General features: G+C 74.6%; 22 protein-coding genes. 11 read left to right on the top strand and 11 right to left on the bottom strand.

The genetic code is table 11. From position 1 onward, the window contains the following. Positions 1 to 60: 60 nt before the first annotated feature. Positions 61 to 1917, top strand: a complete 1857-nt coding sequence (locus AB0I11_RS00615; protein ID WP_357308403.1) for an acyl-CoA dehydrogenase — start codon at positions 61 to 63, stop codon at positions 1915 to 1917. Positions 1918 to 2306: 389 nt separating this feature from the next. Then, positions 2307 to 2576, top strand: a complete 270-nt coding sequence (locus AB0I11_RS00620) for a DUF6458 family protein (protein ID WP_013283345.1) — start codon at positions 2307 to 2309, stop codon at positions 2574 to 2576. Between the two features lie 168 nt (positions 2577 to 2744). Here AB0I11_RS00620 and AB0I11_RS00625 read toward each other — a convergent pair whose 3' ends face one another. Continuing rightward, on the bottom strand, positions 2745 to 3281 hold the full coding sequence (locus tag AB0I11_RS00625) for a histidine phosphatase family protein (RefSeq protein WP_357308406.1): 537 nt from the start codon (positions 3279 to 3281) through the stop codon (positions 2745 to 2747). A 116-nt stretch (positions 3282 to 3397) separates the two neighbouring features. Here AB0I11_RS00625 and AB0I11_RS00630 point away from each other — a divergent pair, with 116 nt between their 5' ends. Further along, entirely contained in the window at positions 3398 to 3682 is a 285-nt protein-coding gene (locus AB0I11_RS00630) for a DUF6458 family protein (RefSeq protein ID WP_357308409.1), read from the top strand. Positions 3683 to 3793: 111 nt separating this feature from the next. On the opposite strand, the gene AB0I11_RS00635 is transcribed toward AB0I11_RS00630, so the two are convergent. Next, a complete protein-coding gene (locus AB0I11_RS00635) occupies positions 3794 to 4471 on the bottom strand; it encodes a hemolysin III family protein (RefSeq protein WP_046570924.1) in 678 nt (225 codons plus the stop codon). 73 nt (positions 4472 to 4544) lie between these two features. On the opposite strand from AB0I11_RS00635, the gene AB0I11_RS00640 reads away from it, so the two are divergent. Genes AB0I11_RS00640 through AB0I11_RS00650 form a run of 3 tightly spaced genes read left to right on the top strand, consistent with a single transcriptional unit; the run spans position 4545 to position 6749 of the window. Continuing rightward, positions 4545 to 5162, top strand: a complete 618-nt coding sequence (locus tag AB0I11_RS00640) for an allophanate hydrolase subunit 1 (RefSeq protein WP_357308412.1) — start codon at positions 4545 to 4547, stop codon at positions 5160 to 5162. Beyond that, a complete protein-coding gene (locus AB0I11_RS00645; RefSeq protein WP_357308415.1) occupies positions 5159 to 6016 on the top strand; it encodes a biotin-dependent carboxyltransferase family protein in 858 nt (285 codons plus the stop codon). The genes AB0I11_RS00640 and AB0I11_RS00645 overlap by 4 nt, the downstream gene beginning before the upstream one ends. Then, complete coding sequence (locus AB0I11_RS00650; protein WP_357308418.1) at positions 6000 to 6749, top strand: 5-oxoprolinase subunit PxpA; 750 nt, start codon at positions 6000 to 6002, stop codon at positions 6747 to 6749. The genes AB0I11_RS00645 and AB0I11_RS00650 overlap by 17 nt, the downstream gene beginning before the upstream one ends. A gap of 48 nt (positions 6750 to 6797) precedes the next feature. Here AB0I11_RS00650 and AB0I11_RS00655 read toward each other — a convergent pair whose 3' ends face one another. The 6 genes from AB0I11_RS00655 to pdhA all read right to left on the bottom strand — a co-directional run bounded on the left by AB0I11_RS00655 (position 6798) and on the right by pdhA (position 15730). Beyond that, on the bottom strand, positions 6798 to 8633 hold the full coding sequence (locus AB0I11_RS00655; protein WP_357308421.1) for an NHL domain-containing thioredoxin family protein: 1836 nt from the start codon (positions 8631 to 8633) through the stop codon (positions 6798 to 6800). 170 nt (positions 8634 to 8803) lie between these two features. Then, positions 8804 to 11395 (bottom strand): hypothetical protein, encoded by a 2592-nt coding sequence (locus tag AB0I11_RS00660; RefSeq protein WP_357308424.1) that lies wholly within the window; start codon positions 11393 to 11395, stop codon positions 8804 to 8806. A gap of 347 nt (positions 11396 to 11742) precedes the next feature. Next, positions 11743 to 11880, bottom strand: a complete 138-nt coding sequence (locus AB0I11_RS00665; RefSeq protein ID WP_013283356.1) for a hypothetical protein — start codon at positions 11878 to 11880, stop codon at positions 11743 to 11745. A gap of 222 nt (positions 11881 to 12102) precedes the next feature. Next, positions 12103 to 13557, bottom strand: a complete 1455-nt coding sequence (locus tag AB0I11_RS00670) for a dihydrolipoamide acetyltransferase family protein (RefSeq protein ID WP_357310001.1) — start codon at positions 13555 to 13557, stop codon at positions 12103 to 12105. Positions 13558 to 13562: 5 nt separating this feature from the next. Further along, positions 13563 to 14552 (bottom strand): alpha-ketoacid dehydrogenase subunit beta, encoded by a 990-nt coding sequence (locus AB0I11_RS00675; protein WP_357308427.1) that lies wholly within the window; start codon positions 14550 to 14552, stop codon positions 13563 to 13565. Then, positions 14552 to 15730 (bottom strand): pyruvate dehydrogenase (acetyl-transferring) E1 component subunit alpha, encoded by a 1179-nt coding sequence (gene pdhA, locus AB0I11_RS00680; protein ID WP_357308430.1) that lies wholly within the window; start codon positions 15728 to 15730, stop codon positions 14552 to 14554. Before pdhA ends, AB0I11_RS00675 begins: the two co-directional genes overlap by 1 nt. A 504-nt stretch (positions 15731 to 16234) precedes the next feature. Between pdhA and AB0I11_RS00685 the strand changes: the two genes are divergently transcribed. Beyond that, positions 16235 to 17197 carry a hypothetical protein gene (locus tag AB0I11_RS00685; protein ID WP_357308433.1) on the top strand — a complete coding sequence of 321 codons (963 nt, stop codon included), beginning with the start codon at positions 16235 to 16237 and terminating at the stop codon, positions 17195 to 17197. Between the two features lie 37 nt (positions 17198 to 17234). Here the strand turns inward: AB0I11_RS00685 and AB0I11_RS00690 are convergent, their stop codons facing one another. From AB0I11_RS00690 to AB0I11_RS00700, 3 genes are read right to left on the bottom strand one after another with little or no spacing between them, the layout of a single operon-like run. Continuing rightward, complete coding sequence (locus AB0I11_RS00690; protein ID WP_357308436.1) at positions 17235 to 18458, bottom strand: hypothetical protein; 1224 nt, start codon at positions 18456 to 18458, stop codon at positions 17235 to 17237. Between the two features lie 52 nt (positions 18459 to 18510). Then, positions 18511 to 20169, bottom strand: coding sequence for a GTPase (locus tag AB0I11_RS00695; protein ID WP_357310019.1), 1659 nt, complete (start codon positions 20167 to 20169; stop codon positions 18511 to 18513). A gap of 55 nt (positions 20170 to 20224) precedes the next feature. Next, positions 20225 to 22063, bottom strand: coding sequence for an ABC transporter (locus tag AB0I11_RS00700; RefSeq protein ID WP_357308439.1), 1839 nt, complete (start codon positions 22061 to 22063; stop codon positions 20225 to 20227). A 208-nt stretch (positions 22064 to 22271) separates the two neighbouring features. Between AB0I11_RS00700 and dnaK the strand changes: the two genes are divergently transcribed. From dnaK to AB0I11_RS00720, 4 genes are all read left to right on the top strand, one after another. Continuing rightward, entirely contained in the window at positions 22272 to 24134 is a 1863-nt protein-coding gene (gene dnaK, locus AB0I11_RS00705) for a molecular chaperone DnaK (RefSeq protein ID WP_357308442.1), read from the top strand. 46 nt (positions 24135 to 24180) lie between these two features. Further along, positions 24181 to 24936 (top strand): nucleotide exchange factor GrpE, encoded by a 756-nt coding sequence (gene grpE / locus AB0I11_RS00710; RefSeq protein WP_357308445.1) that lies wholly within the window; start codon positions 24181 to 24183, stop codon positions 24934 to 24936. A gap of 79 nt (positions 24937 to 25015) precedes the next feature. Beyond that, entirely contained in the window at positions 25016 to 26200 is a 1185-nt protein-coding gene (dnaJ, locus tag AB0I11_RS00715) for a molecular chaperone DnaJ (protein ID WP_357308448.1), read from the top strand. A gap of 32 nt (positions 26201 to 26232) precedes the next feature. After that, a complete protein-coding gene (locus AB0I11_RS00720; protein WP_357308451.1) occupies positions 26233 to 26673 on the top strand; it encodes a helix-turn-helix transcriptional regulator in 441 nt (146 codons plus the stop codon). Positions 26674 to 26720: the final 47 nt, after the last annotated feature.

The raw sequence follows: 26720 nt of genomic DNA on the forward strand, positions 1-26720 counted from the left end.
CGAGTAATAGAGTCGCGGTTACTGATCGGTAACACCTGTCCGGAAGCGGGGCCAGCGAGCATGACCCACTACAAGAGCAACCTTCGGGACCTCGAGTTCAACCTGTTCGAGGTCTTCGGGGCGGACCGGACGTTCGGCCAGGAGCCGTACACGGACCTGGACGTCGACACCGCCCGTAGTTTCCTCTCCGAGGTGGAGCGCCTGGCCCGCGAGGATCTGGCCGCCAGCTACGCGGACAGCGACCGCAACCCGCCGGTCTTCGACCCGGTGACGCACACCGCGCCGCTGCCGGAGTCGTTCAAGAAGTCGTTCCAGGCGTTCATGGACTCCGAGTTCTGGCGGCTGGACCTCCCCGAGGTGCTGGGCGGCACCAACGCCCCGCGTGCCCTCTGGTGGTCCCTGGCCGAGCTGGTGCTCGGCGCCAACGCCCCGATCTGGATGTACGCCTCCGGCCCGTCCTTCGCGCACGTGCTGCACGTCGAGGGCACCGAGGAGCAGAAGAAGTGGGCCCGGCTGTTCATCGAGAAGCAGTGGGGCTCGACCATGGTGCTGACCGAGCCGGACGCCGGCTCGGACGTGGGCGCCGGCCGCACCCGGGCGATCCAGCAGCCCGACGGCTCGTGGCACATCGAGGGCGTGAAGCGCTTCATCACCTCCGGTGAGCACGACCTGAGCGACAACATCGTCCACTACGTGCTGGCCCGCCCGGTCGGCGTGGAGGGCGTCGGTGGCCCGGGCACCAAGGGCCTGTCGCTGTTCGTCGTGCCGAAGTACCACTTCGACGCCGAGACCGGCGAGCTGGGCGAGCGCAACGGCGTCTTCGCCACCAACGTCGAGCACAAGATGGGCCTGAAGGTCTCCAACACCTGCGAGCTGACCTTCGGCGAGCACGGCGTACCGGCCAAGGGCTGGCTGCTGGGCGACAAGCACGACGGCATCCGCCAGATGTTCATGATCATCGAGTACGCCCGGATGCTGGTCGGCACCAAGGCCATCGCCACCCTCTCCACCGGCTACCTGAACGCCCTGGAGTACGCCAAGAACCGGGTGCAGGGCGCCGACCTGATCCAGCAGGCCGACAAGACCGCGCCGCGGGTGACCATCACCCACCACCCGGACGTGCGCCGCTCGCTGCTCATGCAGAAGTCGTACGCCGAGGGCCTGCGCGCGCTGGTCTGCTACACCGCCAGCTGGCAGGACAAGGTCGCCATCGCCGAGGCGGCCGGCGACGAGAAGGGCACCAAGCTGGCCAAGCGGGTCAATGACCTGCTCCTGCCGCTGGTCAAGGGCGTCGGCTCGGAGCGGGCGTACGAGCTGCTCGGTCACGAGGCGCTGCAGACCTTCGGCGGCTCCGGCTTCCTCCAGGACTACCCGCTGGAGCAGTACGTCCGGGATGCCAAGATCGACACCCTCTACGAGGGCACCACGGCCATCCAGAGCCTCGACCTGATCTTCCGGAAGATCGTCCGGGACAACGGCAAGGCCCTGATGGCGGTCGCCGCCGAGATCCAGGAGCACATCACCTCCGAGGCCGGCAACGGTCAGCTCAAGGAGGAGCGGCAGGCGCTCGGCAAGGCGCTCGCCGAGATCCAGAACATCCTCGGCGTGATGACCGGCTGGCTGGGCGAGGCGCAGGCCGGCGACACCCGCGCGCTCTACAAGGTCGGCCTGAGTAGCCGCCGGTTCCTGCTGGCGATCGGCGACCTGGTGGTCGGCTGGCTGTTGCAGAAGCAGGCGGACGTGGCGCTGAAGGCGCTCGGTGGAGAGGTCTCCGCGACCGACAAGGCGTTCTACACCGGCAAGGTGGCCGCCGCCCGGTTCTTCGCCCGCGAGGTGCTGCCCCGCATCGGCGCCGACCGGCGGATCATCGAGGGCACCGACCTGGAGATCATGGACCTCCCGGAGGAGGCATTCTGATCCCCTCCGGGGTGGTCTGACCGGTTCGGCCTCAGGACGGCGGCCGGTTCTGATCCCCTCCGGGGTGATCTGACCGGTTTGGCCTCACGACGGCGGCCGGCGAGCGTGGTGCTCGCCGGCCGCCGTCGTCTGTCCACCGGCGAACCGGCTCAGGCCGGCGCTCCGGGCGGCCTCGACCGGCTGCCACCCGGCACCGCCGTACCCGGCGCGACACCCCCACCTGCCCCAGGCCCCGCACCGGCGGCCGGAACGGGCCGGGTGCGCGGCTGGCCACCCGGGCCCGCCGATTCGGTGCGGTGGGCCGGGTAGCCCGGCCGCCGGACGGGTAACCGTGCGCGGACCACGACAGGACCCGCCCAAGAGCCACCGCACGGGGGAGTGCAGCGCACATGGGCATTGGCAGCGCCATCTTTCTCATCGCGCTCGGCGCGATCATGACCTTCGCCATCCGGGCCAACGTCTGGTGGATCGACCTGCGCGCGGTCGGCTGGGTGTTCATCCTGGCCGGGCTGGGCGTCCTGCTCACCACGCTCTGGTTCTGGCAGGACCGGCGCAAGCGGGCGCGCACGCTCATCGTGGAGGAGAACCGGCTTTCCCACCCGACCGCGATGATGCCGCCGCCGCCCGACCCGCCGCCACCCACCGCGCCGCCGTCCTGACCGCCCCGACTCTCGATCGCCTCCCGGGTGAACCCGGCGACCCGGTGGAACCCAGCCGGTTTGCGGCAGGCGGTGGCTTCCCGACAGCCCGTAGCCCCGACCTGCCGCAAACCGGGGCGATCACGCGCCCGGAAGGGCCGCCCGTAGCCCCGACCGGCGTCCGGCGGCTCAGCCGCGGGCGGTGTGGCGGGCGGTGATCGGGGCGACGCCGCCGGTCAGCCCCGCCCACGGGGTGGTCGGGCGGTGCACCGCCAGATCGGTGGTCCGTAGCCCGTCGGGATCCGCACGGGCCGGGTCGAGCAGGGTCGAGAGCAGTGAGATCCCCGGATTGTGGGCGATCAGCAGCACCGTGCCGAGGTCCGCCGGCACCGACCGCACCAGCTCGAGCAGCGCTTCCGGCCGCGCGTCGTACGCGGCCGGCTCGTAGCGCACCGTGGGCAGCGGGCCGGCCGGTCCCCCCTCGTCCGGGGATCCCGTCATGCCCAGCTCCACCCCGTGCCAGGTCTGTCGGGTGCGCAGCGCCGGGGAGCAGAGCACCAGGTCGGGAAGGAGCGCGTGCCGGGCCAGCCAGGCGCCGGCCGCGGCCGCGTCGGCGTGGCCGCGCACGGTCAGCGGGCGCTCCGTGTCCGGCATGTCCTGATTCTGCTCCGCCTTGGCGTGCCGGAGGAGCAGCAGTGTGTGCGCCTCGATCCTGCCGTCCGTCATGTGCCCAGCTTGCCTGATTGGTGATCTGGCTGCCTGGGTAAGTCGATGGATGCCGCTACCTCATCCATGGCCGCGGCGGGTAGGAAACGCCAGCAGGACGCCAAGGAGGCGACGTCATGGGCATCGGTGCCAGCATCTTCCTGATCGCGGTCGGCGCGATCTTCGCGTTCGCCATCAACGCCAACCTCGGGTGGCTCGACCTGAACGTCGTGGGTTGGGTGCTCATGCTCGTCGGTCTGGTGGGCCTGATCCTCACCATGTACTTCTGGAGCAGCCGCCGCCGCACGGTGGTCGCGCCGGTCCGCGAGCGCGTCGTGGCCGAACCGACCGTGCCGGTCCAGGACGACCGGGTGGTGCGCGAGGAGTACCGCGAGGTGCGCCGCCCGGGTTACCCGGCCTGACCAGTTCCCCGCAGACGTCGAGGGCCCCGCAACGGCGCGGGGCCCTCGCTCTGCGTCGGTACCCGTCCGCCATCGCGGCCCGCGGCAACCGCTACCCGGACGCCGGCGGGGTCAGGCGAAGAGCGCGAAGTAGATCGCCACGTGGTGGCAGATCGCCGCGAGCAGGGTGCAGGCGTGGAAGAACTCGTGGTGGCCGAACACGGTCGGCCACGGGTTCGGCCGGCGCAGCGCGTAGAAGATCGCGCCCACGCTGTAGATCGCGCCGCCGACGCTCAGCAGCACCAGCGCGGTGACCCCGCCGGCGTGCAGGATCTGCGGCAGCATCGCCACCGCGACCCAGCCGAGGGCCAGGTAGAGCGGCGCCGACACCCAGCGGGGGGCGTGTGGCCAGACCTGCTTGAGCCCCACCCCGGCCACCGCGCCGCCCCACACCAGGCCGAGCATGATCGCGGCAGGCCGGGGCGCCAGCAGCAGGGCGCAGAACGGGGTGTACGTGCCGGCGATGAACACGAAGATCATCGAATGGTCCAGCCGGCGCATCACCTGGTAGCCGCGTTCGGACCAGACCCGACGGTGGTAGAGCGCGCTGGTGCCGAAGAGGCCGCACACGGTGAGGCTGTAGATGAGGCAGCTGACCAGGGGCGCCCAGCCGGGGCGGGTGGCCGCGACCGCGCAGAGCACGATGCCGCAGACGAGGGCGGCGAAGAACGCGTACGTGTGGAGCCAGCCCCGCATGCGGGGCTTACCGATGTCGACCGGCTTGAGTCGAAGCGGTGCGGAGGTGGTCACGTCATAAGGTTACGGCAGCGTAGGTTACTTGTAAGTAGTGGCGTGCGCCACCCGTCTCCCGGAGGATGGCGGGATGCGGATCCGTCCCGTCGGCGCGCACGCCCTGCTGCTGGATTGCGCCGACCCGGCCCAGGTCGAGGCGTGGCGCGCCGAGCTGTGGCGCCGCCGCGCCGCCGGTGACCTGGCCGCCGTCGAGATCGTCCCGGCGGCGGCGACCGTGCTGCTCGACGGCGTACCCGATCCCGGGGCGACCGCCGCGCGGATCGCCGGCTGGACCCCGGGCGCCGGCGCCGCCGCCGGCTCCGTCGAGGTCGAGGTCGAGGTGCCCACCGTGTACGACGGGACCGACCTGCCGGTCGTCGCCACCCACTGGGGTGTCGAGGTGCCGGCCGTGGTCGACCGGCTGCGGCGGACCGAGTTCCGGGTGGCCTTCTGCGGCTTCGCACCCGGGTTCGCCTACCTGACCGGGCTGCCGGCGGAGCTGGCCGTGCCCCGGCTGGCCACCCCGCGTAGCCGGGTGCCGGCCGGCTCGGTCGCGCTCGCCGGCCCGTACGCCGGCATCTACCCGGCCGCCTCGCCCGGCGGCTGGCTGCTGGTCGGGCGGACCGACCTGGTCCTCTTCGACCCGCACGCCGATCCCCCGGCGCGGCTCACCCCGGGCACCCGGGTCCGGTTGGTGGCGGCCCGGTGAGCGCCGCGCTCGAGGTGCTGCGGGCCGGTGCCCTCACCACCGTGCAGGACCTCGGCCGGCCCGGATACGCCCACCTCGGCGTGCCCCGCTCGGGAGCGCTCGACCCGGCCGCGCTGCGGCTGGCCAACCGGCTCGTCGGCAACCCGGAGACCGCCGCCGGCCTGGAGATCACCCTGACCGGCTGCGCGCTGCGGTTCACCCGGGCCGTCACCGTGGCCCTCACCGGCGCCCCGGCCGACGTACTGGTCGAGCGTCGGCCCGGGGACATCGGGCGGCCGCTGTCGCTGCCCGCCGGGGCGGTCCTGCGGGTCGGGCCCGCCCGGGCCGGGTTGCGCACCTGGCTGGCCGTCTCCGGCGGGATCGCGGTCGAGCCGGTGCTGGGCAGCCGGGCCACCGACACCCTCTCCGGCCTCGGCCCGCCGCCGCTGCGCGACGGCGACCGCCTCCCCCTCGGTCCCGCCGCCGGCCGGCCCGCCCCGGTGGACGCCACGGCCACCCCGCCCGTCCCCGCGCGGCTGCGGCTGGAGCTGCGGCTCGGTCCCCGGCACGACTGGTTCACCGCGGCCGCGCTCGACCTGCTGCTGAGCACCGCGTACGCGGTCAGCCCGCTGAGCAACCGGGTCGGCGCGCGACTGGCCGGCGCGGCCCTGCCCCGCGCGGTGGCCGGCGAGCTGCCCAGCGAAGGGCTGGTCCTCGGCGCCGTCCAGGTGCCGCCGGACGGCCAACCGCTGATCTTCCTCGCCGACCATCCGACCACCGGCGGATACCCGGTCCTCGGGGTGGTGGCCGACGTGACCCCCCTCGCGCAGGCCCGGCCAGGCACTACGGTGAGGTTCCATGGACCTCAACGCTGACCTCGGCGAGGGATTCGGGATCTGGCGGCTCGGCGACGACGAGGCGCTGCTCGACCTCATCACCTCGGCCAACATCGCCTGCGGCTTCCACGGCGGCGACGCGTCCACCATGCACCGGGTCTGCGCCGCGGCCGCCGAGCGCGGGGTCAGCGTCGGCGCCCAGGTCGGCTACCGGGACCTCGCCGGCTTCGGCCGGCGGCACATCGCCTACGGCTTCTCCGAGCTGCGGGACGAGACGATCTACCAGCTCGGGGCGCTCGACGCGTTCTGCCGGCTGTTCCGCACCCGGGTCCGCTACCTCAAGCCGCACGGCGCGCTCTACCACGCGGCGGCCTGCGACGAGGCCCAGGCCGCCGCGCTGGTCGCCGCCGTCAACGGGTACGACCACGAACTGCCGGTGCTCTGCCCGCCCGGCTCGGTGCTCGCCCAGCTGGCGGTCGGCGCCGGGCTGCGGGTCGTGCCCGAGGGCTTCGCCGACCGCAACTACCTGCCCAACGGCCAGCTGGTGCCGCGCAGCGCCCCGGACGCGCTGATCACCGACCCGGACCAGGTGGCCAGCCGGGCGGTCCGGATGGCCACCGAGCGCACCGTGGTGGCGGTCGACGGCAGCGTGGTGCCCTGCCACGTCGAGTCGATCTGCCTGCACGGCGACACCCCCGGCGCGGTGCGCTGCGCCGAGCTGGTCCGGGCCGCCCTCATCGACGCCGGCGTCACGCTCAGCCCGTTCGCCTGACCGGCCCGGCTCGACGTCCGCGGTGGAGCCGGGCGCCCGCGGCCGGGCTCAGCCCTCGTCCAGGCCCCGCAGGACGAGCGGCAGCCGGGTCGCGCCGCCGGCCATCACCCGCACCGGTACGCCCCAGTCCTGCCGGGTCAGGTGGCAGGCCGCGTGCTCGACGTCGGCGTCGCAGGTGGCCGCCTGGGCGGTGACCTGGAGCACGCCCTGCGCCACCGACCCGTCCAGCACCAGCCGGCGGGACAGGTCCGTGGTGGTCCCGGCCCCCTCCACCAGCAGCTCCGGCGGGGAGGCGGAGACCACCAGCCGGGTCGACGGCCCGTACGTCTCGTCCAGCTTCTGCCCCGGTGCGGGCGTGAAGATCACGTCGAGGGTCAGCTCGCCGGCCGCCACGTCCGTGGGCTTGCGTTCCAGCTTGTGCCGCGGGCCGTCCACGGTGTTCGCGCCGGCCGCGCTGAGCGCCCCCGGGGCCAGCGCGGTCAACCGGTGCGCGGCGGACTCGACCACCAGCACGCCGCCCTCGGCGGTGAGCACCACGTCGCTCGGCTCGGCCAGCCCGTCCGCCACCGTGCCGACCTGGTCGGTCTCCGGGTCGAAGCGGCGCACCGCGCCGTTGTACGTGTCGGCGATCAGCACCGAGCCGTCGGGCAGCGCGCACACCCCGAGCGGGTGCTGGAGCAGCGCCCGGTCGGCCGCCCCGTCGACGTGGCCGAAGTCGAACAGCCCCTGGCCGACCGCGGTGTGCATCGCCCCGTCCTCGACGTAGCGCAGAGCGCTGGTCTCGCTGTCGGCGATCCAGAGCCGGCGGCCGTCGGCCGAGACCGACAGCCCGGAGGGCTGCGCCATCCAGACGTCCGGCAGCGGCCCGTCCCGCAGCGCCTCGACCGTGGTGCCCGCGTACATGCCGGCGGTCCGCTTCACCGGGTCGAACCACCAGAGCTGGTGGATGCCGGCCATCGCGATGACCACCTTGTCGTCGTACCAGGCGACGTCCCACGGGGAGGAGAGGTCGACCGCGAGCGCGTCGTGCGCGTGGTCGTCGACCGTCGAGCGCCACTGCCGGCCGGTGCCGGCGACGGTGACCACCTCGCCGGTCTCCAGCCGGACGCCGCGCAGCAGGTGGTTCACCGTGTCCGCGACGACCAGGTCGTACCCGGCCACCTCGGCGACGTGCGGGGGAAGCAGGCAGAGGCCCTGCGGCTCGGAGAAGCTGGCCGCGTCGGCCGGGCCGTCGGCGTGGCCGCGGGTGCCGGTGCCGATCCGGCGCAGCGGCCGCTCGCCGTCCGGGGCCAGCTCGACCAGGGAGTGCCGGGCCGAGTCGGAGACCAGCAGGTTGCCGCCGTCGAGCACCACGGCCTTGCCGGGGAAGCGCAGCGTGGTCTCCGGCTCGGCGGGCGGCACGTACGGGCCCTCGCCCCGGTGCAGGGTGCCCTTGGCCTCGTGGGTGGCGATCAGCTCGTCGATCAGCTTGGCCAGCCCTTCGGCGTGACCCTCGCCGGCCATGGTGGCGACCACGTAGCCCTCCGGGTCGATCACCGAGAGGGTCGGCCAGGCCTTCGCCGCGTACTGCTGCCACATGTCCATCTCGGGGTCGTCGAGCACCGGGTGGTGCACGCCGTACCGCTCGACGGCGGCGGCGAGGGCCGCGGCGTCCTTCTCGTGCTCGAACTTGGGCGAGTGCACGCCGATCACGACCAGCACGTCGCCGTAGCGCTCCTCCAGCGGGCGCAGCTCGTCGAGGACGTGCAGGCAGTTGATGCAGCAGAAGGTCCAGAAGTCGAGGAGAACGATCCTGCCCCGCAGGTCGGCCAGGGTGATCGTCTTCCCGCCGGTGTTCAGCCAGGCCCGGCCCCGCAACTCAGGGGCGCGTACGCGTGCGCTCATGGCCCCATCGTGCCGCACGGCCGGCGGCGGGCCGGCCGGAAGGGGGGTGATCGAGGCGCAGCCGACACCACCGGCCGGCGCGGCGGCGGCCGGAAGAAAGTCGGCGGGCTGGCCGGGAGAAGCGGGCGGGCGGGGTCACGGTCGGCCGTGACCCCGCCCGCCCGGAACTGCTACTTGGCGGCCGGCTTCAGGCAGAGCACCCGGTTCGTCCCGTCCCCGGGGAGCACCACGTGCGGCTGCGCCGGGTCGGCGCACTTCTCCTTGCTGTCCACCTTGGCGACCACCGAGAACGCGCCCGGCTCGGCGCACTGCGCGGCCGTCGCGCCGTTGCCCGACTGCTTGACGCAGGAGCCGACGGCCGGGTCGAACGGGGCCGGCTTGTCGTCTCCGCCGATCTTGCCGAGCAGGGTGAGCAGGCCGAGCGGGATGGCCAGGATGAGCACCGCCGCGATCAGCACGAGGGCGAGCACCCGACCGTTGCGCACCTTCGGCACGGGCGCCTCGGTCTTCGGCTCCGCCTCCGGCTTGAACGAGTCGAACCGGCCCTGCTCGGGGTCGCCGGTCGGGCCCGGCTGCCAGGCCGGCGGGGCCTGCTGGGGCGGCGGCGGGAACGCGGGCGGGAAGCCACCCTGACCCGGCGCGCCGGGCCCCTGACCGGGTACGGCCACGGAGGCGCGCCCGCCGGCCGGGCTGCCGTACTGCTCCGGCTGCCCGCCGGGCCCGCCGTACTGGCCCTGGTGGGCGAACGGGTCCTGCCCGGCCGGGCTGCCGTACGGCTCCCGCTGGCCGGCCGGCCCGCCGAACGGGTCGTTGGCGCGGTCACCCTCCTGCGGGTGCACCCCGTTGACCGGCCGGTTGTTGGCGGCCGGGTCCATGAAGGACGGCACGCCCGGCGGGAACGGCGGCGGACCGGCGGGCGACGACGGTGCCGGGGGCGCCTCGGCGTAGCCGCTCGGCATCGCCGGGCGCTCCGGCTCCTCGGCGCGCGGCGCCGGCTCGTCGAAGCGGGCGGCCTCGCCCGGGTAGCCGCTCGGGGCGTCCTGCCCGGGCACCTCCTCCGGCTCCGGCGGGACCGGGCGGCCGTAGACCCGGGGCTGCGGGGCCGGCGTGGCGGCCGGGCGCAGGCTCTGGTCGGTGGGGGGCATCACCCGGCTGGCCAGCGGGACCGACGCGCTGGCGGAGACGTGGCCCGGTGTGCCGGACTCCGGGGAGGTCCGCGGCGCGGGCACCACCGGCCCGGCCGGCGACTGCGGCTTCTCGTGGGACGCCTCGCCCCAACTGCCGGCGCGCTCCGGCTCGTAGCCCTGCGGCTCCCGTTCGGCGGCCTCGGCGGCCGGGGAGTACTGCGCCGGCGGCAGGTAGTCGGCGGGCGGCGAGGCGGCCAGGGCGGCGCCCGGCACCCGCTGCTCCTGCGGCGGCAGCGGCACGGCGTTCGCCGGGGAGATGCCGGGGCCGGGGGCGGGCTGGTAGGCCGGTGCCTCGGCGCCCCGGTTGGGCTGCCAGTCGTTGGCCGGCGACTCGGCCGGCTCGGCCTCGGCCGCGCGGCCCCACGCCTCGCTGGCCGCCCACGGCTCGGCGGCCGGGATGGCCGGCGGCTGGGGCGGGTTCCACTGTGCCGGCTCGTCCTGGTTGCCGGCCCAGGAGGGCGGCGAGTCGGGGGACGGTACCGACGCGCTGGCGCGGGCCGGTGCCTCCGGCGGGCTCCAGGGCGCGGCCTCCGGGCGTTCGGCGGGCGGCCAGCCGGGCTGTGCCGGCGCGTCCTGGTCCCGCTGCTGGGGGGCGGCCGCGGCGCCGGTCCAGGACGGGCGCTGCTCGTCCGAGGCGTCCCAGCCGGGCTGCGGCGGGTCGGGCTGCCCGGCGGCGCGGCCGGCGGCCCAGCCGCCGGAGCCGTCCGGATCGTCCTGGTGACCGCCGGGCGGGCCGGCCTGCCAGCCGCCGGACTGGCTCGGGTCGCCCGGCGGCGTGGGCCGGGCGTTCTCGGTCGGGGCACCGGGGACGGGCACCTTGGCGGATGCCCGGGCGGGCGGCTCGGTCGGCGCCCACGCGGGCGCGGCCTGGTCCTGCTGTCCCCAGGCGGGCTGCTCGTGCTGCTGCTGGGCGGCGGTCCCCACGGGCCAGCCGCCGGAGCGGTCCGGCTGCGGCTCGGACGCCCCCGGCCAACCGCCGGCGCGGGCGGACTCGTCGTCCTGCTGGGGGGCGGGCCAGCCGCCGGAGCGGGACGCGTCGTCGTGCTGCTGGCCGGCGGGAACGTTCCAGGTCTCCTCGGGCGCCGTGGCCGGGGCGGGCACGTGCGCGGCGGCCAGGTTCGGGTCGGCGGACTGCGCCCAGGCCGGCTGCTCACCCTGGCCGGGCGCCGACGCGGCGCCCCAGGCGGGGGCGGCCGGTTCGGCCGGGGTGGCCCAGGCGGACGGGCCCGGCTCGGCCGGGTTCGACGGTCCGGCGGTCCAGGCCGGCGGGTTCTGCTCGGGCGCGCCCCAGCCCGGCTGCCCGGCTCGGTCCCACCCGCCGGGCTCGGCGGGCGGCGGCACCTGGGCGGCCCCACGGTTGGGCGGCGTCCAGCCGGTGGCCGGCTCGTCCTGGGCGGCCCACGCGGGTGCGGACCCGCCGCCGGCCGGCGGGGGCGGGGCCCAGCCGAGGTCGGGAGCGCCGGGGTACCCGTTGTCCTGCTGGGCCGGGCGGTCGCCGTACGGCGTCGGTCCGCCGGCTCCCGGCGACACCTCGCCCGGCTCCTGGCCAGGGCGGTGCGGGGCCTCGGACGTCATGGGTGCGCCTCCTCCGTCACATGTCACCGGCGATGCCGATCGGGACCGTCGGCAGGGTCGCCGGCGTCGCCGGCGGGTACCGGCGGTCGGGCTCCCCGCACCGTATCCGGTGGCCGCCCGGAGGCGTCCGGGGGAGCACCAGCCGTCACTCACCGTGGCCGGACGCTGCCGATCGGTCTTCGGGTGTCGCATGTGGTCCGGTAGCGGGCGGGTGGCGACCGAGCCCCACCGTACCGGGCGGTGCGGCGAGGTGGAATCCCGGTGCCGATCGGGGGCGGAACGCCGAAGACCCGCCCGGTCGCCCGGGCGGGTCTTCGAACTGGAGGAGGTGAGGAAAGTAAGAGGCGTCAGCTCATGTGACGCTGGGCGATGGCGAGAAGCTCTTCGCGGACCGCGGGCGAGTTGGCGGAACGCAGGGCGTGCTCGATGGCACGGGCCCGGCGGTTGGCGTCGCGGCGGGTGCGGATTCGCTCGATCATGCTCATCTTGGGTCTCTCCTCCTGGCTATTCGGTTGTCGGCCCCTTGATGTCTCTATTGAACCGCAGAACGGCGCGAACTTCCATCGATTATTAGGTGAGCTGAGCCACGTGCCTAAGGATCGTAGGCCAGGAGGGGTGAGGAGCCGACGTTTCTTCCCCCAACGGCCACGGCCGGTGTGCCGGGCGTTCACCCGTGCACACCGGCCGTGGCCTGATGCGAAGCGCCGTCAGGTCCAGGCGAGCAGCGCCGCCTCCGGATCGGCCAGGAAGTCCCCGATGTCGCGGAGGAACTTCGAGCCGAGCTCACCGTCGATGATCCGGTGATCGAAGGAGAGACCCAGCGTGGTGACCAGGCGCGGCTTCACCTTGCCCTTGTGCACCCAGGGCTGCTCCCGCACCGCGCCGAAGGCCAGGATCGCGGACTCGCCCGGCGGCAGGATCGGCGTACCGGTGTCCACGCCGAAGACGCCGACGTTGGTGATGGTCAGCGTGCCGCCCGACATGTCGGCCGGGGAGGTCTTCCCGGACTTCGCGGTCTGCACCAGATCGGTCATCGCGTCCGCCAGTTCGCGCAGCGAGAGCCGGCCGGCGTCCTTGATGTTCGGCACGATCAGGCCGCGCTCGGTGGCCGCCGCGATGCCCAGGTTGACGTACTCCTTGACCACGATCTCGTCGCCGGCCCAGGTCGAGTTGACCATCGGGTGGCGCTTGACCGCGAGCAGCACCGCCTTGGCGACCAGCAGCAGCGGCGAGACCCGCACGTCGCGCCACTCGCGCCGGCCGCGGAGCCGGTCCAGGGCCTTCATGGCCCGGGTCACGTCGACGGTCAGGAACTCCGTGACGTGCGGGGCGGTGAACGCCGAGCGGGCCATGTTCTCCGCGGTGAGCTTGCGTACCCCCTTGACCGGGATCCGCTGCTCGCGGTCCGCGCCGAAGCTCGCGGCCGCCGTCGCCGGGGCGGTGGCGGCCAGTGGCTCGGCCGCCGCCGGGGTCCCGCTCGCCGCCCGCTGTACGTCCTCCCGGGTGATCGAGCCGAGCGGACCCGAGCCGGTCAGCGTGGCCAGGTCGATGCCGAGATCCTTGGCCAGCTTGCGGACCGGCGGCTTGGCCAGCACCGGACCGGCGGCCCGGGCGGTGCCGTTCACCGCCGGCGCGGGGGCCGCCGGAGCGGCCGGCACCGGCGGGGTCGGCTGGGCCGGCGCCGCGGGCTGGCTCGGCAGCTCACCCTTGCGCGGCCGGCGCTTGGCCGGCGCGTTGCGCGGGCCGTAGCCGACCAGCACGGCGGTACGCCCGCCCGGCGCCACGCCACCGATCAGGCCCGGCTCGACCATGCCCTCGGCGGGCGCGACCTGGACCGCGGCCAGCGACGCGGCCGACGGGGTGGGCAGGTCCGACGCCGGGGCGGCGGTCGTCGACTCCTCCACCGGCCCGGCGCCCGGGTCGGTGTCGATCGCGATGATCGGGGTGCCCACCTCGACGGTGGACCCCTCCGGGTGGAAGATCGACTGCACCCGGCCGGCCCACTTCGCCGGGATCTCGACCGCCGCCTTCGCGGTCTCCACCTCGACGATCGGCTGGTTCAGCTCGATGTCGTCGCCCACCTTGACCAGCCAGGCGAGGATCTCGCCCTCGGTCAGGCCCTCACCCAGGTCGGGGAGGTTGAATTCCTTGATCCGCGACATGCCGCTCACCAGCCGAAGGTGCGGTCGACGGCGTCGAGCACCCGGTCGAGGTCGGGCAGGTACTCCTCCTCCACCCGGGCGGCCGGGTAGGGGATGTCGAAGCCGGTCACCCGCAGCACCGGGGACTCCAGGGAGTAGAAGCACTCCTCGGTGATCCGGGCCGCGATCTCCGAGCCCAGGCCCAGGTTGCCCGGGGCCTCGTGGACGACCACGCAGCGGCCGGTGCGCCGCACCGACTCGTACGCGGCGGTCAGGTCCAGCGGGGAGAGCGTGCGCAGGTCGATGACCTCCAGCTCCCGGCCGTCCTCGGCGGCGGCGGTGGCCGCGTCCAGGGCGGTACGGACCATCGGCCCGTACGCCAGCACGGTCGCGTCGGCGCCCGGCCGGACGACCCGGGCGGCGTGCAGCGGGTACGCCTCGGCCACCGGGGCCTCCAGCTCGACCGGACCCTTCTCCCAGTAGCGCCGCTTCGGCTCCAGGAAGACGATCGGGTCGTCGGAGGCGATGGCCTGCTGGATCATCAGGTACGCGTCCTGCGGGTTGGCGCAGCTCACGACCTTGAGGCCGGCGGTGTGCGCGAAGTACGCCTCGGGCGACTCGGAGTGGTGCTCGACCGCGCCGATGCCGCCGCCGTACGGGATCCGGATGACCATGGGGATCCGGACCTTGCCCTGCGAGCGGTAGTGCATCTTCGCCACCTGCGACACGATCTGGTCGTACGCCGGGTAGACGAAGCCGTCGAACTGGATCTCGCAGACCGGCCGGAAGCCGCGGATGGCCAGGCCGACCGCGGTGCCGATGATGCCGGACTCGGCGAGCGGGGTGTCGATCACCCGCTGGTCACCGAAGTCCTTCTGCAGGCCGTCGGTGATCCGGAAGACGCCGCCGAGCTTGCCGACGTCCTCGCCCATGATGACGACCTTCGGGTCGTTCTCCAGGGCCTTGCGCAGGCCGGCGTTGAGGGCCTTGCCGAGGGTGAGCGTCTCCGTGGCCATCAGTGCGCGCTCCCCTCGAACGACTCCAGGTACTTGGTGAACTGGGCCCGCTGCTCGTCGAGCTCCGGCGACCCGTGGGGGTAGACGTGGTCGAACATGGTCACCGGCTCCGGGTTGGGCATGTCGAGCACCCGCTCGCGCAGGTGCACCGACTCGGTCCGGGCCTGCTCGTCGACCTCGGTGAAGAACGACTCGTCGGCGATCTGCTGCTTGGTCAGGAACGCCTTCATCCGGGCGATCGGGTCCTTGGCCTGCCAGGCCTCGACCTCGCTGGCGATCCGGTACCGGGTCGGGTCGTCGGAGGTGGTGTGCGCGCCCATCCGGTAGGTGTACGCCTCGATCAGGCTCGGGCCCTGGCCGTGCCGCGCGTTGTCCAGCGCGTGCCGGGTCACCGCGTACGACGCGAGCACGTCGTTGCCGTCCACCCGCACGCCCGGGAAGCCGAAGCCGCCGGCCCGCCGGTAGAGCGGGACGCGGGTCTGCCGCTCCAGGGGCTCGGAGATGGCGTACTGGTTGTTCTGGCAGAAGAAGACCAGGGGGGCGTTGAAGACGCTGGCCCAGACGAACGCCTCGTTGACGTCGCCCTGGCTGGTGGCGCCGTCGCCGAAGTAGGCGATCACGGCCTCGCCGTCGTCGCCACCGGTCTTGCCGTCCATGGCGACGCCCATGGCGTACCCGGTCGCGTGCAGGGTCTGCGCCCCGATCACGATCGTGTACATGTTGAACTTGAACTCGTTGGGGTCCCAACCGCCCTGGTCGACGCCGCGGAACAGGCCGAGCGGCATGATCGGGTCGATGCCCCGGCAGTAGAGGACGCCGTGCTCGCGGTAGGTCGGGAAGGCCATGTCCTGCGGGCGCAGCGCCCGGCCGGAGCCGACCTGGGCCGCCTCCTGACCCAGCAGGCTGGCCCAGAGGCCCAGTTCGCCCTGGCGCTGCAGCGCGGTGGCCTCGGCGTCGAGCTTGCGGACCAGCACGAGGTCGCGGTACAGCCCGCGGTACTCCTCGTCGGTGAAGTCCACCCGGTACTCGGTCCCGTCCGGGCCGAGCGCGCTCTCGATCCGCTCGCCCTCCGGCGTCAGCAGCTGTACGAGTTCCGGCTCGCCCGCCACGGTGGCGCGCTTGGAACGGGGTGCGGCCCGCTTGCTGCGGGTGGCGGCCCCGGGGTCGCCCTTTGCCATCCGTCTCTCCCTGTCTGGTCTGCGCCGGCGCCGGGGGGTGACCCGTGCCGCGCACATCGTGCGCCCGATCCGGCGGGTGCCGGGTCGGTCCCTGGCGGCCGCGCCTAGCCCCGGTGAGGGTTGCCGCGCGGCGTGAGCCGGGGTCCCGTTTCAGAACCCGGCCCGGGAGCGCCGGCGCCGTACCGCACCAGCCGCGGGGTGCGCGGAGGTGGCGGCTGCGTTGCCGTCGTGTCTGAATGATTGCAGAGGAGGTGAGCGGGCCCACAGTATGGCCTCCCCCGCCTGTGAGGTTCGGTCTGGTTCACGACGGATAGGTACTTTGTCGGTTTGGACCGTCCAGTACCGACGGACAATTTGTGTGTCGACACGCGGTGGCGGCTGGTGAACTGAGCGTCACTGGTCCAAGCTGACTGGTGTCCCGCTGGGCGTTAAACGGCGTTTGTCCGCTTCGCTGTGCCGTGCGTACGGCCGGGATCCCGCCGACGACGTACGAGGAGTGAGCCGGTGTCCGAACCAGCAGAGGGTCCGGGTATCCCACTTCTCGGCCGCCACCGCGCCGGCTCCTGGGCCGGCTACCGGCGGGTCGTCGGCAGCCACCGCGCGCCCGCCACCGGCGGCCCGACCCGCGGTTACCTCTTCACGGTCGCGCTGCTCGCCGGCACCGCGTCGATGCCGATCCTGGCCGCCTTCAGCACCGGCTCGGCCACCGTGGGCAACAGCGCCCTGCCCGACAGCGGCAGCCGGTTCATCCCGACCCCCTCGGTCGGCCCGGTGGTGATCCCGCTGCCCGACGGCACCCAGCCGCCCCTGCCGTCGACGCCCGCCACCGGCGGGGCGACCAGCCTGCCGGGTCGGCCGCCGCTGCTCCCGGCCGCCCCCGCCCTGCCCGTCGACAACGACCTCGGCTCGCAGCGCCGGTCGCTGCCCGGCGCGCCCGCCCGCCGGGCCGACCGGCCGACGCCGAGCAGTTCGCCGCGCCCGACCCCGGCCCCCACGCCGACCCCGTCGGCCACCGACCCGGCGACGCCGGAACCCACCCCGAGCCCGACCGCCGAGCCCACCGCCACCTTCTCCGAGCCGGTGCCGGACCCGTCGACCAGCAGCCCGTCCCCGGACCCCGCCGACACCGCCTCGCCGGGCGGCTCTCCCGCGCCGGACGACTCCCCGGCGCCCAGCAGCCCGCCGCCGCCCTCTCCCGGGCCGACGGCGAGTCCCACCGGCGACCCGGCACCGAGCCCTACGGCGTCGCCCCGCCCGCCCGCCGGCGCCGGGCCCGACCGTCGGCCCCGGCCCGCCGCGCCCCGGCCGGGCCCGCGCAGGTCCGGTCCCCTGACGGCCGCCCGTCCCACGCCCACGCCGGTGCCGCGGCTGCGCCCGGCGGTCCCGCCGGCGGCCCGGCCGGCCCCGGCGCCGCTACCCGCGGCGGTACCCGACCGCCCGGCCGCCCCGATCGCGACCCTCGGCTGAGGCGCGGGCCGGGGGCCGTGCGAGAGACGGCGTCCGGTCAGGCCGGGTCGTCGGTGAGCCGGTGCCGGTTGGCCTCGATCCAGGCGTTCAGCGCGGCCGGGTCGTCCGGGTCCACGCCGTCCGCCATCAGCTGGGCGACCGCCGCGGTGGCCGGGCTGCGCCGCTCACCGGTGCTGTAGAGCCGGGCGAACTCGGGGATCATCTCCTCGATCGCCTCGTCCGTCCGGTGGGCCGCCGCCGCCGGCAGCCCGCGCTGGCGAGAGGCGTACGCCGCCCAGCCGCGCAGCACCCGGGGCAGCATGGCCGCGTCGTCCATGTCCAGCACGGCCCGCCGGTGCACCCAGTCGAGCAGGAACAGCTCGGCGACCATCGGGCTCCACCGGGTGGGGTCGGCGTCCGGGAAGCTCGCCGCGTGGTCCAGCAGCAGCCCCAGGCAGAAGTGCAGGGACGGCAGCTCCGTGTCGGCGACCGAGTCCAGGCCGAACCGGGCGGCCTCCGGCGAGCCGAGGAAGCCCCGGATCAGCCGGCTGCGCTCCTCGTCGGTGGGAGGCGGCTGGGTACCCGCGTCCGTCGCGACGGCCCGGCCCGGCAGCACGGCCAGCCGGGCGCCGACCAGCGCCCGGTCGGTGGCGAGCGAGCCCTGGGCGGGCAGCTCGCCGAGGCTGTCGGTGACCGTCAGGTAGCGGCCCACCTCGGCGCGCATCCGGGCCGGGTCCTCGGTGCGGAACCAGGTGAGCTCGTCCTCGGTGCAGATCTCCCGGGCCTGCTCGACGATCCGCCCGGCCGGACCGCCGACGAAAACGTCCTTGGTGATGCCGATGTTGTGGTCGACCAGGGCCACCAGGGCGTGCTCCGGCCCGCCCTCGGCATCGTCGTAGGCGAAGGTGGCCAGGTAGGAGGTCTGGTCGCCGTACACGTCCCCGTACGCCCAGGCGCCGGTGAGGTGCACCCGCCCGAGCTGCGCGGCCCAGGCCGGGGCGTACGCGCCGGGGCGGACCCGGGCGGTGCCCTCGGCCTCCGGCACCAGGGCGGCGAAGACGCTGCGGATGGTGGTCGCGGCGGCGCTGCGCCGCCGGGCGGTGACCGCGAGGAACCCGGTCACGAACTCGCGGACGGCGGCCTCCCGGTCGGTTTCCGCGACGGCGTAGACGCTGCCCAGCAGCGCGGCGCCGAGCATCTCGGCGTCGAGGGCGGAGTCGAGCCTCGTCACGTCGCGTGCGGCGTGCAGCACCGCCTCGTAGGGGGTCTGTGGCGTGGCCATGCACCGACCCTACGCCGCCCGGCCGGCCCGGGCCCCGCGCAGCACGCCGGGTTCAGCGGCGCGCCGCGTCGTGCAGCGCCTCCCGGGCCTGCCCGTAGCGGGCCAGCACCGCCCAGACCGGGTTGAGCACGTACTTCTCGCCGACGCTGCCCACCGAGGTCAGCAGCCGCCGCTCGGCCCGCTGCCGGGCCCGCCGGGCCGCCAGCCGGATCACCGGCCGGCTGAACGCCGCCACCAGCAGCCCGGCGAGCAGGCCACCGAGGAGCAGCACCGTCGGCCAGGGCACCGTGCCGAGCCTGGGGTACTCCAGCGCGGGCAGGCCGAGCGCCTGCAGCGCGTAGCCGAGGACCAGCCAGCCCAGCCCGGCCACCGCGGCCAGGGTGACCAGCCACTGCAGGCCGCCGACCACCCGCCACCAGAGCGGCCGCCCGGTCAGGCCCAGATCGGTGGCGGCCACCGCGTGGTCCAGCGCGTCCGGCAGGTCGGCCAGCCGGGACCGGGCCGCCCCGATCACCGTGGCCGGCCAGGGCGCCGGCAGGTCGGCGGCGGAGCGGTCGGCCATCGCCCGGATGGCCAGGTTGAGCGCCGAGCGCTGGGCGGCGGTCGGATCGGGTACGGAGGTCGCGGCGACCAGGCTCTCCGCCGGCGCGTCGGGTGCCCCGCCGGGCAGGTGCAGCCGGCGCAGCGGGTCCGGCCGGAGCCGGCGCCAGCCGCGCACCAGCGGCCAGCCGGTGCTGCCCGCCGCGCGGTGCCGGTACGCCGCCTCGACCGCCCCGGCCACCGTCGGCACCCCGGCCGCGCCGGCCAGCGCCGCGGTGAGTTCCTGCGCCGAGGCGTCGCCCGGCCGGGTGCTCGGTGGCTCCGGCCCGACCAGCGGTGTCAGCCCTTCCACCACGGTGTCCACGTCGCCGGCCAGCCGGCGCAGGGCGGCCTGCCGCTCCGCGACCGTACGCTCCAGCTCGGCCCGGAGCCCGTCCAGGCCGGCCGGGTCCACCGCCACGGTGGGCAGCAGCGGCACGCCCTCCAGCCCGTCGGCGTCGAGCAGCCGGCGCAGGTCGCCGAGGACCCGGGGCAGCTCCGCCGGCGGCAGCCGGTCGACCTGGTTGAGCACCACCACGGTCACGTCCCGGTGCCGGTGGAACTCGCGCAGGTAGCTGGTGTGGATCACCCGGTCGGCGTACTTCTGCGGATCGACCACCCAGACCACCAGGTCGACCAGGCCGAGCAGCCGGTCCACCTCCAGCCGGTGGGCCTGCTGCACCGAGTCGAAGTCGGGCAGGTCCAGCAGGACCAGGCCGTGCAGGCCGGATTCGTCGTCGCCGTCCAGCGGGCTCTCCCGGACGAACCGGTGCCGGGGCAGCACGCCGATCCAGTCGAGCAGCCGGGACGCGCCCTCCAGTGGCCCCCAGACGCAGGCGTGCGCCACCCCGGTGGTGGGCCGGCGCACCCCGACCGGGGACAGATCCAGCCGGGCGAGCGCGTTGAACAAGCTCGACTTGCCGCTGCCGGTCGCCCCGGCCAGGGCGACCACGGTGTGGTGCCCGGAGAGGGCGAGCCGGGTACCGGCCCGCTCGACCACGGTGTGCGCGGCGACCAGTTGAGTGTCGGGCACCAGCCCGTCCGCCGCGGTGAGGAAGCGCTGGACCGCCTGGAGGCGCGCGATCAGGACGTCCGGGTCGATCCGCTGCTCGCCCCGGAACGCCTCCCGCATCCGGCCCACGATGTTGCTCACCGTCGCCCACCCTCCGCGCTCCGGTGGCCCGCGCTCACCGGTCGCCGCCCGGCTCGGGCGTGGGCAGGGCCGGGCCGTCGGTGCGGGCCAGGCCGCTGCGGTGGCGGGCCCGCTCCACCTCGACCGCGGCCCGGCGCAGCGCGGCACCGGAGTCGGCGGCCGGGCGGGCGGCGCCGGTGCGGTCGAGGAACCGGTCGGCCTCCTCGCCGAGCAGCGTGGCGACCCGGTCGAGCAGGTCGCTCCGGGCCGTGTTGGCCAGGTTGCGGACCGCCTGGTCGCCGAAGATCGCCTGGAGGACGGCCTGCCCGGCGACCGCCGTGCCGGCGCCGGTGGCCAGCTCCAGCCCGGTCGGGATGAACGCGGTGGAGGCGAAGACCCCGATCATGACGGCCAGGCCGGTGGCGTTGACCGCGTACGCGGCGGTGCGGGCCACGAACCGGCGGTCACCGCCCTCCTCCCGGACCAGCTCCAGCACCCCGCGCTGCCAGTCGCGGACCAGCCGCTCGGCGCGTTCGGCGAAGTCGTCCGACGCGTGCGCGAGGCCGGGGTCGAGCAGCGCCGCCCCGGCCGGGTGCGCCTTCCACCCGGTGTACGCGTTCTCCGCCGCCTCGGCGGCCACCCCGCGCAGCAGCGTGACGAGCTGCGACTCGATGGCGGTCCGCAGCTCGGCGGCGGGGGCGGGGCGCCCGGTGACGGCGGCCACCACCCGGTCCCGCAGCCGGCCGATCCGGGCCTCCAGGGTGCGGAAGAACTCGCCGGTGCCGACGAACTCCTGCCAGCGGGCCAGCACCTCGCCGCGGAGCAGCCGCCCGTCCCGCAGGCCCTGGTCGACCGTCCGGTGGGCCGCCCGGTACGCCGCCCGCACCCGCTCGTCCAGCGCGTCCGCGGCGGCCACCTGCTCGTCGGCGGCGTCGGCCAGCGCCTCCACGGTGGGGTGCAGCGCGGCCAGCGCGCCGTCCAGGGTCTGCCGGACCACGGCCGCGCGGGCGTCGGCGTCGGCGGCGAGCCGGGCGAACCAGGCGCTCAGCGGGGCGGTGACCCGGTCCGGCAGCAGCCCCTGCCCGTCCACCCAGGTCTCCGGCAGGACGAAGAGTGGCGCGGCGCCCAGCTCCTGCTCGGCGAGCATCTCCGAGAGGTGGGCGGCGATCTCGTCGACGGCCTCCGGGGGCACCCGGTCGAGGACCATGGCGATCGCCGTGCCCCGCGCCCGGGCGCTGCGCAGCAGCTCCCAGGGGACGGCGTCGGCGTACCGGGCGGCGGTGGTGACGAAGAGCCAGAGGTCGGCGGCGGCGAGCAGTTGGCCGGCGAGCGCCCGGTTGGCGTCGACCACCGAGTCGATGTCGGGCGCGTCGAGGAAGGCCAGGCCGGCGGGGAGCGCGGGGGCGGTGACCAGGTGCAGGGTGCCGGGCTGGTCGCTCGGGTCGTTGGTGCGGGTCAGGCCCGGCAGCAGCTCGCCCTGCCGGAACCAGGCCGAGTCGGCCGGGTTGCAGACCAGCACCGGGGAGCGGGTGGTGGGGCGGAGCACCCCGGCGGCGCTGACCCGCGCCTGGACGAGGCTGTTGACCAGCGTCGACTTGCCGGCGCCGGTGGAGCCGCCGACCACCACGAGGAGCGGGGCGTCGAGCCGGGCGAGCCGGGGCAGCAGGTAGTCGTCGAGCTGGTCGGTGAGGGCCGCGGTGGTCCGGCGAGCCGGCTCGGCCGAGGGCAGGGCCAGCGGGAACCGGGCGGCCACGATCGCGGCCCGTAGGCCGGTGAGCGTGGCAGGGAGACCGTCCGCGCTGCTGGCGGGCGGATCCTCCCCGGCCTCGGGGCCGGTCCGGGCTGCGACGGCGGGCGCGCCGGAACGGGTGGCGGAATCGCCATGCGTCGTCACCGCTAAAGCGTGCCCGACCGACGCAAGGTAAGACAACCGGACGGTAATAACGGTCAGGTTGCGTCGGGTCGACTCAACCTCGACTTGCGGTTTGCCGAGGGCGTGGCACTATTGAGTCAAGTTCACTCAACTTGTGGTGCGGTCGCTGCGGGCGACCCGCCGGGCAGGCCCGTTGACCTGCCCACCTTCTCGAAGCGAGGAAGCGAACATGGCACGTGCGGTCGGCATCGACCTCGGCACGACGAACTCCTGCGTCAGCGTTCTCGAGGGCGGTGAGCCCACCGTCATCGCCAACGCTGAGGGCTCGCGTACGACTCCCTCGATCGTCGCGTTCGCCCGCAACGGCGAGGTGCTCGTCGGTGAGGTCGCCAAGCGCCAGGCGGTGACCAACCCGGACCGGACCATCCGCTCGGTCAAGCGGGAGATCGGCACCAACTGGACCGTCGACATCGACGGCAAGAAGTACACCCCGCAGGAGATCTCGGCCCGCACGCTGATGAAGCTCAAGCGGGACGCCGAGGCGTACCTGGGTGAGCAGATCACCGACGCGGTGATCACCGTGCCGGCGTACTTCAACGACGGGCAGCGCCAGGCCACCAAGGAGGCCGGTGAGATCGCCGGCTTCAACGTGCTGCGGATCGTCAACGAGCCGACCGCGGCCGCCCTGGCGTACGGGCTCGACAAGGGCTCCAAGGAGCAGACCGTCCTGGTCTTCGACCTCGGTGGCGGCACCTTCGACGTGTCGCTGCTCGAGCTGGCCGAGGGCGTCATCGAGGTCAAGTCCACCAGCGGTGACAACCACCTCGGCGGCGACGACTGGGACCAGCGGATCATCGACCACCTGGTGAAGACCTTCCGCGGCGAGCACGGCATCGACCTGTCCCAGGACAAGATGGCCATGCAGCGGCTCAAGGAGGCGGCCGAGAAGGCCAAGATCGAGCTGTCCGCCGCCACCACCAGCAACATCAACCTGCCGTACATCACCGCCGGCTCGGCCGGCCCGCTGCACCTCGACGTGACGCTGAGCCGCGCCGAGTTCCAGCGCATGACGCAGGACCTGCTGGACCGCTGCAAGGGCCCGTTCGAGCAGGCCGTGAAGGACGCCGGGATCAAGATCTCCGACGTCGACCACGTCATCCTGGTCGGCGGCTCCACCCGGATGCCGGCCGTGACCGACCTGGTCAAGCAGCTCACGGGCCGCGACCCGAACAAGGGCGTCAACCCGGACGAGGTCGTCGCCGTCGGCGCCGCCCTGCAGGCCGGTGTGCTCAAGGGTGAGGTCAAGGACGTCCTGCTGCTCGACGTGACCCCGCTGAGCCTGGGCATCGAGACCAAGGGCGGCATCTTCACCAAGCTCATCGAGCGCAACACCACCATCCCGACCAAGCGTTCCGAGGTCTTCACCACGGCGGACGACAACCAGCCGTCGGTGCTGATCCAGGTGTTCCAGGGCGAGCGGGAGATCGCGGCCTACAACAAGAAGCTCGGCACCTTCGAGCTGACCGGCCTCCCGCCGGCGCCGCGCGGCGTGCCGCAGATCGAGGTCACCTTCGACATCGACGCCAACGGCATCGTCAACGTGCACGCCAAGGACCTGGGCACCGGCAAGGAGCAGAAGATGACGATCACCGGCGGCTCCTCGCTGCCGAAGGACGACATCGAGCGGATGCGCCGGGACGCCGAGGAGCACGCCGACGAGGACAAGCGGCGCCGCGACGAGGCCGAGACCCGCAACGTGGCCGAGGCGCTCCAGTGGCAGACCGAGAAGTTCCTCGCCGAGAGCGGCGACAAGCTGCCCAGCGAAAACCGCGACCAGCTCAACGAGGCCCTCGGCGAGCTGCGCAGCGCGCTCGGCGGCCAGGACATCGACAAGATCAAGGCCGCGCACGAGAAGCTGGCCCAGGTCTCCCAGCAGGCCGGCTCGCTGCTCTACTCCGCCCAGCAGGGCGAGCAGGGTGAGCAGGCCGGTCCGGGGGCGGCCGGTCCGGGCGCGGGTGCGCCCGGTGGCCCGCAGGCCGGCGGCGGCGACGACGTGGTCGACGCGGAGATCGTGGACGAGGACAAGAAGTGACCTTCGGTCCCGGACATGTTCTCCCGGCAGAGGATGAGGTAACCGCATGACGGAGAAGCCACGAGCCGCCGACCCGGGCTCGACCGGGTCGACGCCGGGTGGCTCCGCGAGCGCCGGGCAGGATGCCGGCGAGCAGCCGCGGGTGGTCATCCGTGACAAGCGCAAGATCGGCAAGACCACCGAGCAGCCGGCCTCGGACGCCGCGGCGGCGGACGCCGCGGCGGACGCGCCGGCCGAAGGGCTGGTCGAGGAGGCCGAGGTCGTGGTCGACGAGATCGAGGCCGAGGCCCCGGTCTCCGGGCCGCCGGTGGTCGACGCCCCGGCCCAGCCGAACGAGGAGGAGGCCGCCGCGGCGGCCGGCACCGCCGACGCCGAGCTGGAGTCGGTCCGCGCCGAGCTGACCGAGCGGACCCGGGACCTGCAGCGGGTGTCGGCGGAGTACGCCAACTACCGCAAGCGGGTCGACCGGGACCGCAACCTGGTGCAGGAGCAGGCGACCGGCAGCGTGCTCACCGCGCTGCTGCCGATCCTCGACGACCTGGACCGGGCCCGGGAACACGGCGACCTGGTCGGACCGTTCGGCTCGGTGGCGGAGCAGCTCACCGCCGCGCTGGGCAAGTTCGGCCTGACCGCGTTCGGCGAGCAGGGTGACCCGTTCGACCCGACCCGGCACGAGGCGGTGGCCCACCAGACCTCCGCCGACGTGACCGAACCGACCTGCGTGCAGGTCATGCGCCGGGGTTACCAGCTCGGCGAACGGCTGCTGCGGCCCGCCATGGTCGCGGTCGCCGACCCGGAGTAGTGCCGACCCGTGACGTCCCGCCCGCCCACTCCGGGCGGGCGGGACGACCGGGATACGTCCCGTGGAAGGGGGTGGACCGGTGAGTTCCAAGGACTGGATCGAGAAGGACTACTACGCCGCGCTGGGCGTGGAGAAATCCGCCTCCCCGGACGAGATCAAGAAGTCGTACCGGAAGCTGGCCCGGGAGTCGCACCCGGACCACAACCCCGGTGACCCGAAGGCCGAGGAGCGGTTCAAGGCCGTCTCCGAGGCGTACGCGGTGCTCGGCGACGAGAAGAAGCGCCGCGAGTACGACGAGATGCGCTCGCTCTTCGGCTCGGGCGCGTTCCGTCGCAACGCCCGCGGCGGCGGCCAGCCCGGCGGCATGCCGTTCGACGTCTCCGACCTGTTCGGCGGGGGCGCGGGCGGCGGCGAGGCGCGGTTCGGCGGCGGCGGCCTCGGCGACCTGTTCAGCTCGATCTTCACCGGCGGCGGCGCCGGTGGTGCGGCCCGCCCGCGCGGCCCGGCCCGGGGTCGGGACGTGGAGACCGAGGTGGCGCTGGACTTCTCCGACGCCGTACGCGGCGTCACCCTCCCGCTCACCCTGCGCGCGCCCGGCGTCTGCGAGACCTGCCACGGCAACGGGGCGAAGCCCGGCACCCAGCCGGTCACCTGTCCGGTCTGCCACGGCGCCGGGGTGACCACCCGCAACCAGGGGTCGTTCAGCTTCTCCGAGCCGTGCCGCAACTGCCAGGGCGTGGGCACCATCGTCGAGGAGAAGTGCCCGGAGTGCCACGGCACGGGCGGGGTGACCAAGACCCGCACCCTGAACGTCCGCTTCCCGGCCGGGGTCTCCGACGGCCAGCGCATCCGGCTGGCCGGCCGGGGCGAGCCCGGCGAGCGCGGCGGACCGGCCGGCGACCTGTTCGTCCAGGTGAAGGTGCGCCCGGATGAGCTGTTCGGGCGCACCGGAGACGACCTGACCCTGACCGTGCCGATCACGTTCGCGGAGGCGGTGCTCGGCACCGACCTGCGGGTGCCGACCCTGGACGGCACGGTGACCCTGCGGGTGCCGCCGGGTACGCCCAGCGGCCGGGTGCTGCGTGCCCGGGGCAAGGGAGTCGTACGCAAGGACGGCCGCGCCGGTGACCTGCTGGTCACGCTCGACGTGGTGGTCCCGGCGAAGGTGTCGGACGAGGCGCGAGCGGCGCTGGAGGCGTTCGCCGAACAGACCCCGCCCGCCGCCCGGGAACATCTCGACGCGCGGGTGCGTCGAGTCAGTTGACGCGGTGAGTCAGGCAGCGGAGGTGAGCGGGGATGTCGGAGGAGTTCGTCGGCTCGGGTGACCCTGCCTACGAGGCCAAGGTTCTGATGATCTCGGTCGCGGCGCGGATGGCGGGCATGCACCCGCAGACCCTGCGCCAGTACGACCGGCTGGGCCTGGTGCAGCCCGGCCGGGCGGCCGGCGGTGGTCGCCGGTACAGCGTCCGGGACGTGGTGCTGCTGCGGGAGGTGCAGCGGCTCAGCCAGGACGACGGGATCAACCTGGCCGGGGTCAAGCGGATCATCGGGCTGGAGCGGCTGCTTGAGCAGGCCCAGCAGCGGGTGGCCCGGCTGGAGGCGGAGCTGGATGCCGCGTACCGCCGGATCGCCGAGCTGGAGTCGCTGGGCGGCTTCGCGCGCGGCGACCTGGTCCCCACCAACCGCACCTCCACCGCGCTCGTGGTCTGGCGCCCCCGCCGCAACCCCGACCGCTGACCCACTCGGACGCCAAGGCCGGCGCGCCCCACCCGGGCCGCGCCGGC

The organism is Micromonospora sp. NPDC050495, assembly GCF_040655175.1.
Classification (GTDB): Bacteria; Actinomycetota; Actinomycetes; order Mycobacteriales; family Micromonosporaceae; genus Micromonospora.

Excerpts from the sequence above, each read along its gene's own strand:
- AB0I11_RS00625 (WP_357308406.1), bottom strand. The coding sequence starts at position 3,281 with ATGACGGACGGCAGGATCGAGGCGCACACACTGCTGCTCCTCCGGCAC.
- AB0I11_RS00695 (WP_357310019.1), bottom strand. The coding sequence starts at position 20,169 with ATGCGGGAGGCGTTCCGGGGCGAGCAGCGGATCGACCCGGACGTCCTG.
- AB0I11_RS00690 (WP_357308436.1), bottom strand. The coding sequence starts at position 18,458 with ATGGCCACGCCACAGACCCCCTACGAGGCGGTGCTGCACGCCGCACGC.
- AB0I11_RS00630 (WP_357308409.1), top strand. The coding sequence starts at position 3,398 with ATGGGCATCGGTGCCAGCATCTTCCTGATCGCGGTCGGCGCGATCTTC.
- pdhA (WP_357308430.1), bottom strand. The coding sequence starts at position 15,730 with ATGGCAAAGGGCGACCCCGGGGCCGCCACCCGCAGCAAGCGGGCCGCA.
- AB0I11_RS00720 (WP_357308451.1), top strand. The coding sequence starts at position 26,233 with ATGTCGGAGGAGTTCGTCGGCTCGGGTGACCCTGCCTACGAGGCCAAG.
- AB0I11_RS00615 (WP_357308403.1), top strand. The coding sequence starts at position 61 with ATGACCCACTACAAGAGCAACCTTCGGGACCTCGAGTTCAACCTGTTC.
- grpE (WP_357308445.1), top strand. The coding sequence starts at position 24,181 with ATGACGGAGAAGCCACGAGCCGCCGACCCGGGCTCGACCGGGTCGACG.
- AB0I11_RS00655 (WP_357308421.1), bottom strand. The coding sequence starts at position 8,633 with ATGAGCGCACGCGTACGCGCCCCTGAGTTGCGGGGCCGGGCCTGGCTG.
- AB0I11_RS00640 (WP_357308412.1), top strand. The coding sequence starts at position 4,545 with ATGCGGATCCGTCCCGTCGGCGCGCACGCCCTGCTGCTGGATTGCGCC.
- dnaK (WP_357308442.1), top strand. The coding sequence starts at position 22,272 with ATGGCACGTGCGGTCGGCATCGACCTCGGCACGACGAACTCCTGCGTC.
- AB0I11_RS00650 (WP_357308418.1), top strand. The coding sequence starts at position 6,000 with ATGGACCTCAACGCTGACCTCGGCGAGGGATTCGGGATCTGGCGGCTC.
- AB0I11_RS00675 (WP_357308427.1), bottom strand. The coding sequence starts at position 14,552 with ATGGCCACGGAGACGCTCACCCTCGGCAAGGCCCTCAACGCCGGCCTG.
- AB0I11_RS00620 (WP_013283345.1), top strand. The coding sequence starts at position 2,307 with ATGGGCATTGGCAGCGCCATCTTTCTCATCGCGCTCGGCGCGATCATG.
- AB0I11_RS00670 (WP_357310001.1), bottom strand. The coding sequence starts at position 13,557 with ATGTCGCGGATCAAGGAATTCAACCTCCCCGACCTGGGTGAGGGCCTG.
- AB0I11_RS00665 (WP_013283356.1), bottom strand. The coding sequence starts at position 11,880 with ATGAGCATGATCGAGCGAATCCGCACCCGCCGCGACGCCAACCGCCGG.
- AB0I11_RS00660 (WP_357308424.1), bottom strand. The coding sequence starts at position 11,395 with ATGACGTCCGAGGCCCCGCACCGCCCTGGCCAGGAGCCGGGCGAGGTG.